Below are 16,149 nucleotides of genomic sequence, written 5' to 3'. Positions count from 1 at the left end.
TAGGTCGCTCGGGGGACCGACCACTCGACATCGGACCGACCGACCTCCACAACCCGCCGACCGCATCGTCCACCCGCGCGTTCCGTTACCCGGACCGTGCCGCGTCGTCGAGGACTCCGGAGAGCACCGCCAGGCCCTCGCGGGCCTCGTCCCGGGTGATGACGCACGGCGGGACGACGTGCACGCGGTTGTCGGCGATGAAGGGCAGCACGCCGCCGTCGAGCAGCGCCTGCTTGATCGCCGCCATCGCACCCGCGCCGAGCGGCTCCCTGGTCTCCCGGTCGGCGACCAGCTCGACCGCCCAGAAGACGCCGAGGCCACGCACCTCCCCGACCAGCGGGTTCTCCGCCGCGATCGCGGCGAGCCCCGGGCCCAGCACCTCGGACCCGACGCGCGCCGCGTTGTCCACGATCCCCTCGTCGGCCATGGTGTCCAGTGTCGCGACGATCGACGCCATGGCGAGCGGGTGCCCCGAGTAGGTGAGCCCGCCCGGGAAGGCCCGCTCGCCGAACGTCGCCGCGATCCTGGGCGACACGAGCACCCCGCCGACGGGCACGTACCCGGAGTTCACGCCCTTGGCGACGACCACGAGGTCCGGGCGCACGTCGTGCCGGTCCAGCGCCAGCCACGAGCCGGTGCGCCCGAACCCGGCCATGACCTCGTCCAGGATCAGCACGATCCCGTAGCGGTCCGCGATCCGCCGCACGCCCGCCAGGTAGCCGGGCGGCGGCACGAGGATGCCGGCCGTCCCGGGCACGGTCTCCAGCAGGATCGCCGCCACCGTGTCCGGGATCTCCGCCTGCACCACCCGCTCCAGGTGGTGCAGCGCGCGCTCGCACTCCTCCTCGGCCGAGGAGGCCCAGAACTCCGACCGGTACAGGTACGGCCCGAAGGCGTGCACGTGCCCCGTCGCGTACTCGTTCGGCACCCGCCGCCGGTCCCCCGTGGCGACGATCGCCGCGCCGGTGTTGCCGTGGTACGAGCGGTAGAGCGACACCACCTTGTCCCGGCCCGTGTGCACGCGCGCCATGCGGATGGCATTCTCGATGGCATCCGCCCCGCCGTTCGTGAAGAACACCTTGGCGCCCGCCCCGAACGGCGCGCGGGCGAGCACCCGCTCGGCAGCCTCGCCCCGCACCCGCACCGCGAGCGCCGGCGACGCCGTGACCAGTTCGCCGGCCTGGCGCGCGATCGCCTCGACGACACGCGGGTGCTGGTGCCCGATGTTGGTGTTCACCAGCATCGACGACAGGTCGAGCCACTCGTCTCCCGCGTGGTTCCACACGCGGGACCCGGAGCCGCCGGCGATCGCGAGCGGCGGATTGGCGGTGCCGGGCGACCAGGGCTGGATCAGGAGGTCACGGGCGGCGGCGAGCGCGCGGGCGTCGTCGTCGGCCATCAGTTCCCGCCCTCGACGAGTTGCACGTCGAGGGGCTCGAACTCCTCGCCCTGGATGTCCACGCCCTCGTCGGCGAGGGCGGCGAGCGCCTGCTCCACGTACTCGTTGGTGTAGGCCGTGGCGGGCGGCTCGGCGGTGATGACGGTCGCGCCGGTCTCGTTCTGGGTGCCCATCGCGATCTCGACGGTCCGGTCCCACTGTGCCTCGTTGACGGTGCCGATGCCGCTGGTGGAGGGCCAGATCAGCTTGTTCACCTCGTTTGCCTGCCAGAGCTGGTGGGAGGTGCCGAGGGTGGAGCCGGCGGCGGTGACGATCCCGGCTGCTTCCTCGGGGTTGTCGCGGACGTAGGCCCAGCCCTTGAGGGATGCCTTGACGAAGGCGACGGTGGTGTCCTCGTACCCGGTGTCGTCGGCGAGGCGGGCGGCGTCGGCCCAGATCGCGTCCTGGAGCATGGCGGTGTCGTGGTCGTTCCAGTCGATGACCTCGAGGTCCTCGGGCTGGTACAGCTCGCCGGTGTCGGGGTTCACGGTCTCCAGGATCTGGGCGTACTCGTTGTAGGTCATGGCCTGGGCGGCGTCGATGTCGCCGGCGAGGAAGCCGTTCATGTCGAACGCCTGCTGCACGAGGTCGATGTCGTCGGGGGTCCGGACCCCGGCATCCTGCATGCCGGCGAACAGTTCCCACTCGTTGCCGTAGCCCCAGGAGCCGACCTTCTTGCCGGCGAGGTCGGCGGGGTCGGAGATGCCGGCGTCCTTGAAGGCGACCTGGAGCGTGCCGGACCGTTCGAACACCTGCGCCACGTTCGTCACCTCGGTGCCCTGCTCGATGGAGCCGAGCACCTTCGGGACCCAGGAGATCGCGTAGTCGGCGTCGCCGGCGGCGAGCACGTCGATCGGCACGGTGTCGGTGCCGGCCTCCTGGATGGTGACGTCGAGGCCCTCGTCCGCGTAGTAGCCCTGGTCGACGGCGGCGTAGTACCCGGCGAACTGGGCCTGCGCCACCCACTGGAGCTGGAGGGTGACGGGTGTGGCGGCGCCGGGCTCGGGCTGTCCGGTCGCTCCGCCGCAGCCGGCGAGGGTGACGACGGCGGCCAGGCCCAGGGACGTGCGCAGCACATTAGTGACGTGCATGGTTGTTCCTCTCGATCAATGCGGTGACGGCGTAGAAGACGAGCCCGGTGACGACGGCGCCCAGCACGTACGCCCAGGCCAGGGCGTAGCGGCTGGAGGAGACGGCCGAGGTGACGGCCTTGCCGAGGCCGTCCACGGGACCGCCGAAGTACTCGGCGACGAGCGCCGAGATGACGGCGAGCGATGACGCGAGCCGCAGCCCGGTGAAGAAGAAGGGCAGCGCGCCGGGGAGGGTGACGTGCCGCGTGGCCTGCCAGGGCGTCGCGGCGTAGGAGCGCATCAGGTCGCGGTGCACGGGCTGGACCGTGCGCAGGCCGCGCAGGGTGTTGACGTACACGGGAACGAAGACGGCGATGGCGGCGACGACGACCCTGGTGGTCTGCGCGTCGCTGCCGAACATCGTGTAGAAGACGGGCGCCAGGCACACTATGGGCACCACGGCCGTCGCGGTGACGAGTGGGTTCGTCGCGTCGGCGAGGGGTCGCCACGACGCGGAGAGCCCGGCGCCGAGCAGCGCCATGGCGGTCCCGATGACGAGACCGAGCAGGGCGTTGCCGGCCGTGGCGAGGGCGGCGTCGGTGACGACGCCGAGGTTGGCGGCGAACTCCGCGGCGATGTCGGACGGCGCGGGGATCACGAACGGCTCGATCCCCAGCCCGGTCACCGCTGCCTGCCACAGCGTGACCGCCCCCGCGCCGACCGCGAGGGGCGCGCCCAGGGCGAGCCACCTGCCGCCGGTCATGAGGTCACCCGGTCGGGTTCGGTGGCACCGGGCTCGGTCGTGCCGGAGGCAGGAGCACCTGATCCGGACGGAGCGGCGCCGGAGGACGCCGGTGCCGGCTCGCCGTCGACAGCCCTCTCGGGCGCAGCTCCCCCGAGCTCGGCGTCACCTCGGTGCAGGGCCTCGCGGACGGCCGAGACGCGCTCGAAGTACGCCGGGTCCTCGCGCAGGTCGATCCCGCGCGCGGCGCGTTCCGCGGGCGTGCCGAGCGGGACGTCCAGGACCTGCACGACACGGCCCGGCCGGGGTGACATGACCACGACCCGGTCCGACAGGTAGACCGCCTCCGCGATCGAATGGGTCACGAACACGACCGCCGCCCCCGTGGTGTCGCGGATCCGCAGCAGCTCGTCCTGCAGCCGCTCGCGCGTCATCTCGTCGAGCGCCCCGAACGGCTCGTCCATCAGCAGCAGCCGGGGGCTGCGGGCCAGTGCCCGTGCGATCGCCACGCGCTGCTGCATCCCGCCCGAGAGCTGGTGGGGCCGGTGACCGGCGAAGTCCGCGAGCCCGACCAGCGCGAGCAGCTCGGCCGCCCGCTCGGCCCGGGCCGCCCGGTCACCCCGGGACCTGCCGTGCAGCTGCATCGGCAGCTCCACGTTGGCCCGTACCGAGCGCCACGGCAGGAGCCCTGCCTGCTGGAACGCGATCCCGTAGTCCTGGTCCTTGCGCGCCCGGCCGGCGGGCTTGCCGAACACGGTCACGCTGCCCGACGTCGGGGCGTCCAGGTCCGCGATCAGCCGCAGGAGTGTCGACTTGCCGCACCCCGACGGACCGATCAGGGACACCAGCTCACCCTCGCCGACCGTCAGGTCGACGCCGGCCAGCGCCACCGTCCCCGTACCGGTTCCCGCGTCGCCGAACACCCGGCCCGCGCCGGTCACGACCACCGCACTCATCGTTCCTCCTCCGTCCGGTACCGGCGCAGGGCCAGGGCGATCAGCGCCACCAGCCCCGTCGCCGCGAGCCCCACGACCACCGCGCCCGCGATGGGCGACCACTGCTTGGCCGGGTCGGCGCTGGCCGAGGCGCCGAACTCGACGATCATCCGGCCGAGCCCGCCGCGCAGGCCCGTGGACACCTCCGCGACCACCGTCCCGACCACCGCGTTCGCGGCGGCCAGTCGCAGCGCGGGCAGCAGGAACGAAACCGACGACGGCGCCCGGAGCCGCCAGAACGTCGTCCACCAGCCGACGCCGTAGGCGCGGAACAGGTCGAGGTGGACGCCGTCGGCGGCCGCGTCCGGGGCCGTGAACCCCCGCAGCGCCCCGACCGACACCGGGAAGAACGCCAGGTATGACGCGATCACCGCCACCGACATCCAGTCCTGCCAGTCCAGCGCTCCGATCTCGAGCTGCGCGCCCCACCGCTTGACCAGGGGCGCGATGGCGATCAGCGGCACGGTCTGGCTCAGCACCACCCAGGGCAGCAGGCCCGCGCGCGCCGGCACGAACCGCGCCATGAGCATCGCGACGAGCAGGCCGAGCACCACGCCGGCCACCCACCCGGCGGCCGAGACGCCGAGCGTGAATCCCGCACCCTGGAGCGTCGCCAGCCACAGCGGCGGCGCGTCGGGCGCGGAGGTCAGCGGTTCGGCGGCCCGGGCGGCCATGTCCCAGAGGTGCGGCATCGCCACGTCCGTGGTGCGAGGCAGGATCCGGGTCTCGCCGAGCACCCACCCGTCGTCGGGCATCAGGGCCTTGTACGCCTCCCAGGCGACCCCGAGGCCGACGACGCCGGACACCCCGGCGACCACCGCACGCGCGCCCCTCACCGCGTCCCCGGCGTGCCCAGCGCGGGGATGATCGTCTCGCCGTAGGCCCGCAGGGTCTCCTCCTGGCCGTCGTGCTGCAGGTAGATCGCGAACTGGTCGCAGCCCAGGGCCTCCAGCTCGCGTAGGCGCGCGATATGTTCCTCGGGCGTGCCGACCAGGCAGAACCGGTCCACCACCTCGTCGGGCACGAACTCCGTGTGGCTGTTGCCCGCCCGGCCGTGCTCGGCGTAGTCGTAGCCGGTGCGGCCCTCGATGTAGTCGGTCAGCGCCTGCGGAACACCCGACGCCGCCCCGTAGCGCGACACGATGTCGGCGACGTGGTTGCCGACCATGCCGCCGAACCAGCGCACCTGGTCGCGCATGTGCGCCATACCCGACGCGGACCCGTCCCCCACATAGGCCGGTGCCGCCACGCAGAACTTCACCGCGTCGGGATCCCGGCCGGCGGCCGCGGCGGCGTCCCGGACGGCACCGATCATCCACGCCGCGATGGCAGGGTCGGCGAGCTGCAGGATGTAGCCGTCCCCCACCTCGCCCGTCAGCGCGAGCGCCTTGGGCCCGTACGCGGCCACCCAGACGTCCAGCTCCGAGCCCTTCGACCACGGGAAACGGACCGGCCGGCCGTTCACCTCCGCCTCGCCCGAGTTGCCCAGGGCCCGGATCACCTCCACGGACTCACGCAGTGTCGCGAGGTTCGCCGGGCGCCCGTTCTGCGTCCGTACCGCCGAGTCGCCGCGCCCGATCCCGCAGATCGTCCGGTTGCCGAACATGTCGTTCAGCGTGGCGAACATCGACGCGATCACCGTCCAGTCGCGCGTGGCCGGGTTGGTGACCATCGGCCCCACCACCACGCGCCGGGTCGCCGCCAGGACCGCCGAGTAGACCACGAACGGCTCCTGCCACAGCAGGTGCGAGTCGAACGTCCACACATGGTCGAATCCCTGGTCCTCCGCCTGGACCGCCAGGTCCACCACCCGCGATGCCGGCGGGTCGTTCTGCAGCACGATTCCGAAGTCCACTTGCTCTGCTCTCTTCCGCCGTCTCCGGCTGTCGTGTCAGACGAGGTACTGGCTCAGCCCGCGCTTCACGAACCGGCCGTGACCGGCCCGGCCGTGGAAGCCGTCGTCGTCCACCACCACCTGTCCGCGGGAGAGGACGACGTCGACGTGCCCGTCGATCTCGAAGCCCTCCCACGCGGAGTGGTCCATGTTCATGTGGTGCATGGCGGCGCCGATCCGGGTGCTGCCCGCGGGGTCGTAGACGACGACGTCGGCGTCGGCGCCGGGCTGGATCACGCCCTTGGCGCCGTACATCCCGAACATGCGCGCCGGGGTGACGCAGGCGAGTTCGACCCAGCGCTCCAGGGTCAGCCGGCCGGTCACCACACCCTGGTAGAGCAGGTCCATGCGGTGCTCCACCGAGCCGATCCCGTTCGGGATCGCCCGGAAGTCGCCCCGCCCCAGCTCCTTCTGGTCCGTCATGCAGAACGGGCAGTGGTCGGTGGACACCACCTGCAGGTCGTTGGTGCGCAGCGCCTGCCACATGGCGTCCTGATGGCCCTCCGCACGCGCGCGCAGCGGCGTGGAGCACACCCACTTGGCGCCCTCGAAGGCGCCCCACTCGTCGCTGCGCGCACCGAGCTGGTCCTCCAGCGACAGGTACAGGTACTGCGGGCAGGTCTCGCCGAACACGTTCTTGCCGGCGTCGCGTGCGGCGGCGAGCTGGGCCACTGCCTGCTTGGCCGACACGTGCACCACGTACAGGGGCGCCCCGGTGAGGTCCGCGAGCATGATGGCGCGGTGCGTGGCCTCCTCCTCGAGCTGCCAGGGGCGGGCGATCCCGTGGTAGTACGGGTCGGTCTTCCCCTGGTCGACGAGCTGGCCGGCGAGCACGTCGATCGCCGGGCCGTTCTCCGCGTGCATCATCGTGAGCAGGCCCTCGTCGCGGGCCACCTGCATGGCGCGCAGGATCTGGGCGTCGTCCGCGTAGAAGACGCCGGGGTAGGCCATGAACATCTTGTAGCTGGTGACGCCCTCGTCCACGAGGGTGCGCATCGCTGCCAGGGAGTCGTCGTCCACCCCGCCGACGATCTGGTGGAAGGAGTAGTCGACGGCGCAGTTGCCCGCGGCACGCTTGTGCCACGACTCCAGGCCGTCCTGCACCCGCTCACCCTGCCGCTGCACCGCGAAGTCGACGATCGTGGTCGTGCCGCCGTGGGCCGCGGCGATGGTGCCGGTCTCGAACGTGTCGCTGGCGGCGGTGCCGCCGAACGGCAACTCCATGTGCGTGTGCGCGTCGATGCCGCCGGGCACCACGTACTTGCCGGTCGCGTCGATCACCCGGTCCGCGGTGGCAGCCAGGTCCGCCCCCAGGGCGATGCTGCCGGGGGCGACGACGGCCGCCACCGTCTCGCCGTCGATCAGCACGTCGGCCTGGACCGTGCCCGTCGCGTTCACCACTGTTCCGCCGGTGATGAGTATCGTCATCGTGCCTCCAGATCGGTCTGCGGGTTCCGTCCGCGGGTCGCTGCGCGCACGGGCTACGGCGCCGTGATGGCGGTGTAGGCGTCCGGGCGGCGGTCGCGGAAGAACTGCCATCGCTCGCGGACCTCGCGCACCTGGTCCAGGTCGAGATCACGGACGACCAGCTCGTCATGGGTCGCCGAGGCGACGTCGCCCACGTAGTTCCCGTCCGGCCCGACGGCGTAGGACGAGCCGTAGAAGTCCACGGCCTCCTCGCCGTACTCGTTGTCCTCGAGGCCCACCCGGTTGTTCGCCACGACGAAGTAGCCGTTGGCGACCGCGGCCGCCGGCTGCTCGATCTCCCAGAGGCGGTTGGACAGCCCCGGCTTGGTCGCGTTGGGGTTGAAGACGATCTGCGCGCCGTTCAGCGCGAGCTCCCGCCAGCCCTCGGGGAAGTGCCGGTCGTAGCAGATGTAGACGCCGATCTTCCCGACCGCGGTGTCGAACACCGGGAAGCCCAGGTTGCCGGGCCGGAAGTAGAACTTCTCCCAGAACTTGTCGAGGTTCGGGATGTGGTGCTTGCGGTAACTACCGAGCACGGTGCCGTCGGCGTCGACCACCACGGCCGTGTTGTACAGGACGCCGGGCTGGTCCTCCTCGTAGACCGGCAGCACCATGACGAGGCCCAGCTCGGCCGCGAGCGCTGCGAACCTCTCGACGGTGGGTCCGGGGATCGGCTCGGCGTACCGGTAGTACGCGGGGTCCTCGGTGATGCCGAAGTAGGGGCCGTAGAACAGCTCCTGGAAGGCGATCACCTGTGCGCCCCGGTCGGCCGCCTCACGGGCCCAGGCCTCGTGCAGGGTGATCATGGACTCTTTGTCGCCGGTCCAGCGGGCCTGGGTGAAAGCTACTCGGACAGTGGTCACGCGAACTCCTTGCCTTGACAGGAGGCCCAGCCAAGTAGGAGTTGGTTTCGCCCGGCACACCCTCCGGGTTTCCAGGTTGTGACAATTGTTTCAGCGGGCGACATCGCTGGCACGGGCGTTCGGGCGCCCGGGGCCGACGGCGCCCTCCGGTGGCCGGGGCATGTGCCGGCCACCGCGACCATCCGATGTAGAGATACGACGAGCGCGTCGGGCTCAGCGATCAGCTCGGGGTCGAGTCCCGCCAGAACGACGAAGGCCGCCGACCAGGTCAGACACCCGGTCGGCGGCCTCGATCGATCAGCCTCAGCCGCTCTTGCGGCGGAACATCTTTTGCACAGGCCCCGTGGTCTCCGGGCCGTGCACCGCTCCGGTGTTCCGCTCGGCGTCTTCCGTGCGGTGGCTCGCGTTCTTCTTGCGCTCCAGCGCCTCGCGGAACTTCGCCTTCGCGTCCTCGCTCGGTGCCGTGCTGCGATCGTTGCTCTCGGACGTCACACCGACCACCTCCTCGTCGTCTCAGGATCCCTGGCCGGGTCCGTGCGACCAGCGTCTCCCGGACGACCGCGATGCGCCAGCCCTTTTCCGGGCTCTCCCCATTCCTCGTGCACCCGCTCCCCCTTGGAACGTGCCGCGTGCTCCCGCCGCCCGGCGGCGCCCGTCACACCCGCTCGGCAGGGGACGCGTCGCTCGCCTCATCCTCCCCCGGTTCGTGCGCGGGGACCGCCTCCGCGTCCTTGCGCAGGTCGGTGATCGCCACCTCGAAATCCTCCAGCGACGAGAAGTCCTGGTAGACGCTGGCGAAACGCAGGTACGCCACGACGTCCAGCTCCCGCAGCGGCCCCAGGATCGCCTTGCCGATCTCGTTCGCCTCGATCTCCGCGCTGCCGGTACTGCGCAGCGTCTCCTCGACACGCTGCGCGAGGAGCGCCAGATCGTCGTCGCTCACCGGGCGCGGCTGGCAGGCCTTGCGTACGCCCGTGGCGATCTTGTCCCGCACGAACGGCTCCGTCGCCCCGGACCGCTTGACGACGGTCAGGCTCGCCGTCTCGATGGTGGTGAAGCGCTTGTGGCACGCCGGGCACTCCCGCCGGCGGCGGATCGACGAACCGTCGTCCGACGTCCGCGAGTCCACCACGCGCGAGTCACCGTGACGACAGAACGGGCAGTGCATGCGGTCTCCTGCGGGCTCGGCCGGCGGCCGGGTACTCCCGGCCGGGACTTGACCGTATGCGGGCAAACCGCGCCCATGCAACACGACTGCAGCGATATGTCGAGAACGTTGCCGACTTCACGCCGGCCCGGGGGTCACCCGGCCGGGACGTAGAGGGTCTGCCCCACCGTCAGGCCCCCGGTCGGCAGGTCGTTCAGGTCCTGCAGCCGGCGCACGACGTCACGCACGTCCTGCCCGGGCTCCGCGATCGACGCGGCCAGCCCCCAGAGCGTCTCGCCGGGCTCCACGGCGTGGGACCGCACCTCGACGGGCGCCTCGGGCGAGCTCGCGACCGCCGTCGCACCCCACACCACCGGAGCCGCGAGGACCAGGGTGACGACGGCGACGGCGAACCTGCCTCGCGCGGTCAGCCGCAGCCCTTCGAGGCCGAGGCGGGCCGCGAGCGTACGACGCCCGCTGCCCGGAGGCTCACCGGCAGGATCCGCGTCCCGTCGAGGCGCGGCGGCCGGGCCTGCTGCCCCGGCGCCAGGACCGCCCGGTCCGGCGCCGACCGGGGCCACGCCGCGCGGGCGGGCGGGACCGGGAGCATCCGCCCGCACGGCGACCGCCTCGTCGAGCGGAGGCACCACCCGCAGATGGCATCTTTCCGCTCGGGATCGTGCGCTCCGAGACCTCCTGAGCCCCCGGAGCTCCACCGTGGTGGTGGTGCTCATGACCGCCTCCTGAGATAGCCTGTCGAACACGCGTTCGTCGGACAAGCGTACGACGAACACCCGTACCATTGTGTAGCACGCAACACCCTTCGTGTCGAGACACGCTCGAACATCCGTTTGAGATTCGCCCGGATCCGATCTAGAGTTGGCGCTATCAAACGACGAGGAGGGCCACAGCATGACGGGACGTGAGAGGACACCGGGCATGATGCCGGGAAGCCTGGGCAGTGTCGGCACCATCGCCCGGAACGACGAACCGCTCGATCTCGGCCCTGCCGCCGATCGTCTGACGCCTCGCCAGCGGAAGGTGCTGACCTGTATCCGGGAGTCGTTCGAGGCGCGCGGCTATCCGCCGTCGATGCGCGAGATCGGCGATTCCGTCGGCCTCGCGAGCCCGTCGAGCGTGAAGCACCAGCTCCAGGTCCTGGAGCGCAAGGGATTCCTCCGCCGGGACCCGAACCGCCCGCGCGCGATGGAGCTGGTCGATCCGGATTCGGGCGCGCGTCAGAACCCGCAGCAGGGCGAGGTGCACTGGGACGGGGCCGCCGAGCAGCCCGAGTCGGGTCCGCAGGCGTCGTACGTCCCGCTCGTGGGCCGGATCGCCGCAGGTGGCCCGATCCTCGCCGAACAGGCCGTCGAGGACATCTTCGCGCTCCCGCGCCAGGTGGTCGGCGACGGCGAGCTCTTCCTGCTCAAGGTCGCGGGCGACTCGATGGTCGATGCCGCCATCTGCGACGGCGACTGGGTCGTGGTGCGCCGGCAGAACGTCGCCGAGCAGGGCGAGATCGTCGCGGCCATGATCGACGGCGAGGCCACGGTCAAGACGTTCAAGCAGACCGACGGCCACGTCTGGCTCATTCCGCAGAACGCGGCCTACGAGCCCATCCCCGGCGACGAGGCCCAGATCCTCGGCCGCATCGTCGCGGTGCTGCGCAGCCTCTGACATCCTGCCGGGTCGGCACCCCACGTACCGACCCGGCAGCAGGTCACAGCCCGAACCGCCGCTGGATCTCGCGCACACGCTCGGCCGAGGCGCGCAGGTCGCGCAACTCGCCGTCGGACAAGGGCACCTCGATCGTCTCGGTCGCGCCGCGCCGGTCCACGAGCGACGGCACCGAGAGACACACGTCGCTGATCCCGTAGTAGTCGTCCAGGTACGAGGACACGGGCAGCACTCGATGCTCGTCCTTGAGAACGGCCTCGATGATTCGTGTTCCCGCCAGCCCGATCGCATAGTTCGTGGCGCCCTTGCCCTCGATGATGCGGTAGGCCGATTGCACGACGTCGGCCGCGATACGAGACCGGAGCTCCTCGTCCAGCGCGGGCCTCCCGGCCAGCCCGCTCCACTCCAGCAGCGGCACACCGGCGATCGACGCCGAACTCCACAGCGCGATCTCCGAGTCGCCGTGCTCCCCGGCGATGTAGGCATGGACGTTGCCGACCGCCACCCCCGACTGCCGTGCGATCGCTTCACGCAGACGCGAGGTGTCCAGCACCGTGCCGCTCCCGAACACCCGCTCGCGCGGGAGCCCCGAGACCTTCTGCGCGGCATAGGTGACGACGTCGACGGGGTTGGTCACCATCACGAAGATCGCATCGGGCGCCACGTCGACGAGCGCGGGCACGATCTGTCGCGTCAGGCTGACGGTCGACTCCGCCAGGTCGAGGCGCGTCTGGCCGTGCTTCTGTTTCGCCCCCGCGGTCACGACGACGTCGGCTCCCTCGCACACCGCGACGTCGTCGGACCCGACGATCTCCGCCTGCGGGACGAACATCTGGCCGTGCTGGAGGTCGAGGACCTCGGCGTCGACCTTCGCCCTGTTCACATCCATCAGCGCGACGGTGCGCGCCGTTCCGCGGGCGAGCGCGGCGTAGGCGAGGGTCGTCCCGACCGCTCCCGCGCCGACAACGGCCAGTTTCGTGGTCCTGGCGAACGCATGATGCGCCGCGGTGACATCGCCGACAGCGGTCACGGTTCCTCCCGATGGGTAGCGGTGGGCGGCCCGCACGGCGCGCCCACCCACGAGTTCTACGCGTCCGCGTCCAGCCGGGCCAGCGCCGCTCGGACGAGCGCCGGGTCCGTCGTCGGCCAGAAGGCGGGCATCGAGCGCACCAGGAACGACGCGTACCGGGCGGTCGCCAGGCGCGGGTCCAGGACGGCGACGACGCCGCGATCCTCCGTCCCGCGGATCAGGCGCCCGGCACCCTGCGCGAGCAGCAGTGCGGCGTGCGCCGCCGACACGGCCATGAAACCGTTCCCGCCGGCCTGCTCGATCGCGCGGGCACGGGCCGCCTTCACCGGGTCGTCCGGCCGGGGGAACGGGATCCGGTCGATGAGGACGAGCTGGCACGACGGGCCGGGCACGTCCACCCCCTGCCACAGCGACAGCGTGCCGAACAGGCAGGCGGACGGGTCCTCGGCGAACTCGCGCACCAGGGTGGGAAGCTGATCGTCCCCCTGCGCCAGGATCGGCAGATCGAGCCGTTCCCGCATCGCCTCGGCCGCGGCCGTCGCCGCACGACGGGACGAGAACAGCCCGAGCGTGCGACCGCCCGCGGCGGTGACGAGGTCGGCGATCTCGTCGAGCTGCGCGTCCGTGGTGGGCTCCCGGCCGGGCGCGGGCAGGTGCCGGGCGATGTAGCAGATGCCCTGCTTGCCGTAGTCGAACGGGCTGCCGACATCGATCCCCTGCCACGCGGCGGCCTCGCCGTCGCCGTCCGTCGCGTCGCCGGCGTCGCCACCACGACCCGCCGCGGCACCCGGCCCGAGCCCGAACGTGCTCGCGATCGGCTCGAACGTGCCGCCCAGGGCCAGGGTCGCGGACGTGAGCACACCGGTCGCCGCGCCGAGCAGGTTCGTCCGGATCAGCCCCGCGACGTGGAGCGGGGCGGCGTGGAGCCGGGAGACCGACTCCCCGAACCCGCCCCAGGCGTTGTCCGGGCGCGTCAGCCACAGCACGTCCGCGGCCGTGTCGTCCGCCGCCATCCGCTCGGCCACCTCGAAGAGCTGCAGCATGGCGCCCTGAGCCATCTTGATCCCGGGGTCGCCGTCGTTCCCCGCGGCGCCCGGGCCCTTCTCCTGCTTGTCCGGCTTGAGCTCGCTGAGGACCGCGCGCGCCGCGTCACGCACCCCGCCCACGGCGTCGCGCAGCTCCCCCTCCAGCCCTCGCGGGAAGCGGTCGCCCGGCGTCGTGACAAGGAGCGTGCCGAGTCCGGTGCCGGCGTCCTCCAGGACGGTGGTGTCGGCGCCGCCGTGCCGGCGCGCCAGGCGGGCGGCGTGCTCGACCGACGCCGCCGAGAGCTCTACCGTGGCCGACGCCGTGACGCGGTCGACCAGCTCGTGCGCCTCGTCGACCACGACGACGTCGTGCTCCGGCAGCACGTTCGGGTTCCCGGAGGCCGCGATGCCGAGCATGGCGTGGTTCGTCACCACGACATCGGCGTCGCGGGCCGCCGCGCGGGCCTGGTCGGGGAAGCACTCCGCGAGCATCGGGCACTTGCTGCCGAGACATTCCAGGGCGGTCACCGACACCTGCCGCCACGCCTTGTCCGGTACGCCCGGCACCAGGTCGTCCCGGTCGCCGGTGTCCGTCTCCCCGGCCCAGGCGTGCAGACGGCGGACATGATCGGCGAGCGAGGCGGCGTCGTCGCGCCCCCGGCGACCCCGGGCCGGACCGCCCGCGCCGCCGCCGCGTGTGCTCGGCGGCTCGGGAGCCGCGTGATCCTCCGCGCCCGCCAGGTCGAACAACGTCGTGTCGTCACCGGGATAGCCGCCGCCGACCTTGTGCTTGCACAGGTAGTTGTGCCAGCCCTTGAGCAGGGCGATCCGCGGCGTCCGCGCCAGCCGCGGGGCCACGGTCTCGGCCACGAGCGGCAGGTCGCGCGTGATCACCTGCCGCTGCAGGGCCAGCGTGGCGGTGGAGACGACGACCCGGTCCCCGGACGACACCGCGTGCCGCACCGCCGGGACCAGGTAGCCGAGCGACTTCCCGGTGCCGGTGCCGGCCTGGACCAGCAGGTGCTCGCCGGACTCGATCGCCTCGGTCACGGCCCGGGCCATGTGGTGCTGTCCCTCGCGCCGACCGCCGCCGAGCGCACCGACGGCAAGGTCGAGAAGATCGTCGACCTCGGGAACGTCGGTACTGGTGGCGGGCGCGTCAGCGGGGATGGTCACGGCATCGATCGTACGACCAGCCACTGACAGTGGTCTCCCGGGCCCTCGGGACCGCTCCGAACGTCAGGACGCCGCGCGCGCCGCCCGGTGCAGTTCGGTGGCGAGCTGCTCGTCCACGCGCCCGCGCACCAGGGTGCCCGTGGCCACGTGCTCGGTGTGGTCGATGTCTCCGTGCTCGTGCACGCGGTGCACGAGGTCCCCGCGTGAGTACGGGATCACGACGTCGACCTCGACGCCGGGACGGGGCAGCTCGGCCGCGATGCGGGCGCGGAGCTCGGCGATCCCCTCGCCGGAGTGGGCGCTGACCACTGCCGTGTTCCGCTCGCGGCGCTGGATCCGCCCGACCACCTCGGGATCGGCGACGTCGGCCTTGTTCAGCACCACGATCTCGTGCACGTCACCGATCCCGGGGATCTCCGTGAGCACCTCGCGCACCGCGGCGATCTGGCCCTCGGGGTCGGGGTGGGAGGCGTCCACGACGTGCAGCAGCAGGTCGGCGTCGCCCACCTCCTCCAGCGTGGAGCGGAAGGCCTCCACGAGCTGGTGCGGCAGGTGCCGCACGAAGCCCACGGTGTCGGCCAGCGTGTAGACCCGGCCGTCCTCGGTCCGCGAGCGCCGCACGGTGGGGTCGAGGGTGGCGAACAGCGCGTTCTCCACGAGGACTCCGGTGCCGGTGAGGGCGTTGAGCAGGGACGACTTGCCGGCGTTGGTGTATCCGGCGATGGTCACGGCGGGGATGGCGTGACGCTTGCGATTCAGGCGCTTGGTCTCGCGGGCGGGCTTCATCGCGGCGATCTCGCGCCGCAGCTTGGCCATGCGGTTGCGGATGCGACGGCGGTCGAGCTCGATCTTGGTCTCGCCGGGTCCGCGCGAACCCATGCCGGCGCCGGCGCCGCCCACCTGGCCACCGGCCTGCCGGGACATCGACTCGCCCCAGCCGCGCAGGCGTGGCAGGAGGTACTCGAGCTGGGCGAGCTCGACCTGCGCCTTGCCCTCCTTGGACTTGGCGTGCTGGGCGAAGATGTCGAGGATGAGCGCCGTGCGGTCGACGACCTTGATCTTGATGACGTCCTCCAGCGCGCGGCGCTGGGAGGGCGCGAGCTCGCCGTCGACGACGACGGTGTCGGCGCCGACGTCGCGCACGATGTCGGCGAGTTCGGCCGCCTTGCCGGATCCGAGGTAGGTGCCGGGGTCGGGCTTCTGGCGGCGCTGCAGCAGGCCGTCGAGGACCTCGGAGCCCGCGGTCTCGGCGAGCGCGGCGAGTTCGCGCAGCGAGACCTCGGCCTCGCGCGACGCGGCCTCGCCGCCGGTGTGGAGGCCGACGAGGACCACCTTCTCCAGCCGCAGCTGCCGGTACTCGACCTCGGTGACGTCGTCGAGTTCCGTGGAGAGTCCGCGGACGCGGCGCAGCGCGCTGCGTTCCTCCAGGTCGAGCTGGTCGCCGTCGTGCGCGGCGTGGACGGTGTCGCCCTCGGAGCGCGCGGTCCCCGCCCGAGCGAGCACCCGCGCTACGACGTCGTTCGCGATCGCCTGGGCGCCTCGCGGGTCGTCCGGCTCGGTGGCCGGGGCGTCGGGTTCGGTCGGGACGTGGGTCATGTAGTGCCTTCCTCCGGGTGACGTCTGGT

15 protein-coding genes are annotated in these 16,149 nt (G+C 72.1%); 1 reads left to right on the top strand and 14 read right to left on the bottom strand.

The window, feature by feature from the left end; translation table 11 throughout:
- Positions 1 to 85: 85 nt before the first annotated feature.
- The 11 genes from ACYVK5_RS00675 to ACYVK5_RS00625 all read right to left on the bottom strand — a co-directional run bounded on the left by ACYVK5_RS00675 (position 86) and on the right by ACYVK5_RS00625 (position 10,350).
- Positions 86 to 1,399 (bottom strand): aminotransferase class III-fold pyridoxal phosphate-dependent enzyme, encoded by a 1,314-nt coding sequence (locus tag ACYVK5_RS00675; RefSeq protein WP_460701359.1) that lies wholly within the window; start codon positions 1,397 to 1,399, stop codon positions 86 to 88.
- On the bottom strand, positions 1,399 to 2,529 hold the full coding sequence (locus tag ACYVK5_RS00670; protein WP_460701358.1) for an ABC transporter substrate-binding protein: 1,131 nt from the start codon (positions 2,527 to 2,529) through the stop codon (positions 1,399 to 1,401). The genes ACYVK5_RS00675 and ACYVK5_RS00670 overlap by 1 nt, the downstream gene beginning before the upstream one ends.
- A complete protein-coding gene (locus ACYVK5_RS00665) occupies positions 2,516 to 3,271 on the bottom strand; it encodes an ABC transporter permease (protein WP_460701357.1) in 756 nt (251 codons plus the stop codon). Before ACYVK5_RS00665 ends, ACYVK5_RS00670 begins: the two co-directional genes overlap by 14 nt.
- Positions 3,268 to 4,206, bottom strand: a complete 939-nt coding sequence (locus tag ACYVK5_RS00660; protein WP_460701356.1) for an ABC transporter ATP-binding protein — start codon at positions 4,204 to 4,206, stop codon at positions 3,268 to 3,270. The genes ACYVK5_RS00665 and ACYVK5_RS00660 overlap by 4 nt, the downstream gene beginning before the upstream one ends.
- Positions 4,203 to 5,081, bottom strand: a complete 879-nt coding sequence (locus ACYVK5_RS00655) for an ABC transporter permease (RefSeq protein WP_460701355.1) — start codon at positions 5,079 to 5,081, stop codon at positions 4,203 to 4,205. The genes ACYVK5_RS00660 and ACYVK5_RS00655 overlap by 4 nt, the downstream gene beginning before the upstream one ends.
- A complete protein-coding gene (locus ACYVK5_RS00650; RefSeq protein WP_460701354.1) occupies positions 5,078 to 6,100 on the bottom strand; it encodes a TIGR03842 family LLM class F420-dependent oxidoreductase in 1,023 nt (340 codons plus the stop codon). The genes ACYVK5_RS00655 and ACYVK5_RS00650 overlap by 4 nt, the downstream gene beginning before the upstream one ends.
- Positions 6,101 to 6,136: 36 nt before the next feature.
- Positions 6,137 to 7,567, bottom strand: coding sequence for a dihydropyrimidinase (gene hydA / locus ACYVK5_RS00645; RefSeq protein WP_460701353.1), 1,431 nt, complete (start codon positions 7,565 to 7,567; stop codon positions 6,137 to 6,139).
- A 53-nt stretch (positions 7,568 to 7,620) separates the two neighbouring features.
- Entirely contained in the window at positions 7,621 to 8,469 is an 849-nt protein-coding gene (locus ACYVK5_RS00640) for a nitrilase-related carbon-nitrogen hydrolase (RefSeq protein WP_460701352.1), read from the bottom strand.
- A 303-nt stretch (positions 8,470 to 8,772) separates the two neighbouring features.
- A complete protein-coding gene (locus ACYVK5_RS00635) occupies positions 8,773 to 8,961 on the bottom strand; it encodes a DUF5302 domain-containing protein (protein ID WP_460701351.1) in 189 nt (62 codons plus the stop codon).
- A 163-nt stretch (positions 8,962 to 9,124) separates the two neighbouring features.
- On the bottom strand, positions 9,125 to 9,637 hold the full coding sequence (gene nrdR, locus ACYVK5_RS00630; protein WP_460701350.1) for a transcriptional regulator NrdR: 513 nt from the start codon (positions 9,635 to 9,637) through the stop codon (positions 9,125 to 9,127).
- A 134-nt stretch (positions 9,638 to 9,771) separates the two neighbouring features.
- On the bottom strand, positions 9,772 to 10,350 hold the full coding sequence (locus ACYVK5_RS00625; protein ID WP_460701349.1) for a LysM peptidoglycan-binding domain-containing protein: 579 nt from the start codon (positions 10,348 to 10,350) through the stop codon (positions 9,772 to 9,774).
- 178 nt (positions 10,351 to 10,528) lie between these two features.
- Between ACYVK5_RS00625 and lexA the strand changes: the two genes are divergently transcribed.
- Positions 10,529 to 11,293 (top strand): transcriptional repressor LexA, encoded by a 765-nt coding sequence (gene lexA, locus ACYVK5_RS00620; RefSeq protein ID WP_460701348.1) that lies wholly within the window; start codon positions 10,529 to 10,531, stop codon positions 11,291 to 11,293.
- Between the two features lie 43 nt (positions 11,294 to 11,336).
- On the opposite strand, the gene ACYVK5_RS00615 is transcribed toward lexA, so the two are convergent.
- The 3 genes from ACYVK5_RS00615 to hflX form a co-directional block, all read right to left on the bottom strand.
- A complete protein-coding gene (locus tag ACYVK5_RS00615; RefSeq protein WP_460701347.1) occupies positions 11,337 to 12,323 on the bottom strand; it encodes an L-lactate dehydrogenase in 987 nt (328 codons plus the stop codon).
- 56 nt (positions 12,324 to 12,379) lie between these two features.
- Positions 12,380 to 14,524: an ATP-dependent DNA helicase gene (locus ACYVK5_RS00610; protein ID WP_460701346.1), complete on the bottom strand. Its 2,145-nt coding sequence runs from the start codon at positions 14,522 to 14,524 to the stop codon at positions 12,380 to 12,382.
- A 63-nt stretch (positions 14,525 to 14,587) separates the two neighbouring features.
- On the bottom strand, positions 14,588 to 16,120 hold the full coding sequence (gene hflX / locus ACYVK5_RS00605; RefSeq protein WP_460701345.1) for a GTPase HflX: 1,533 nt from the start codon (positions 16,118 to 16,120) through the stop codon (positions 14,588 to 14,590).
- Between the last annotated feature and the right edge of the window lie 29 nt (positions 16,121 to 16,149).

This window comes from Myceligenerans halotolerans (assembly GCF_054782975.1).
The sequence above is the reverse complement of the archived record's forward strand: the minus strand, read 5'-3'. Positions and strand labels throughout refer to the sequence as shown.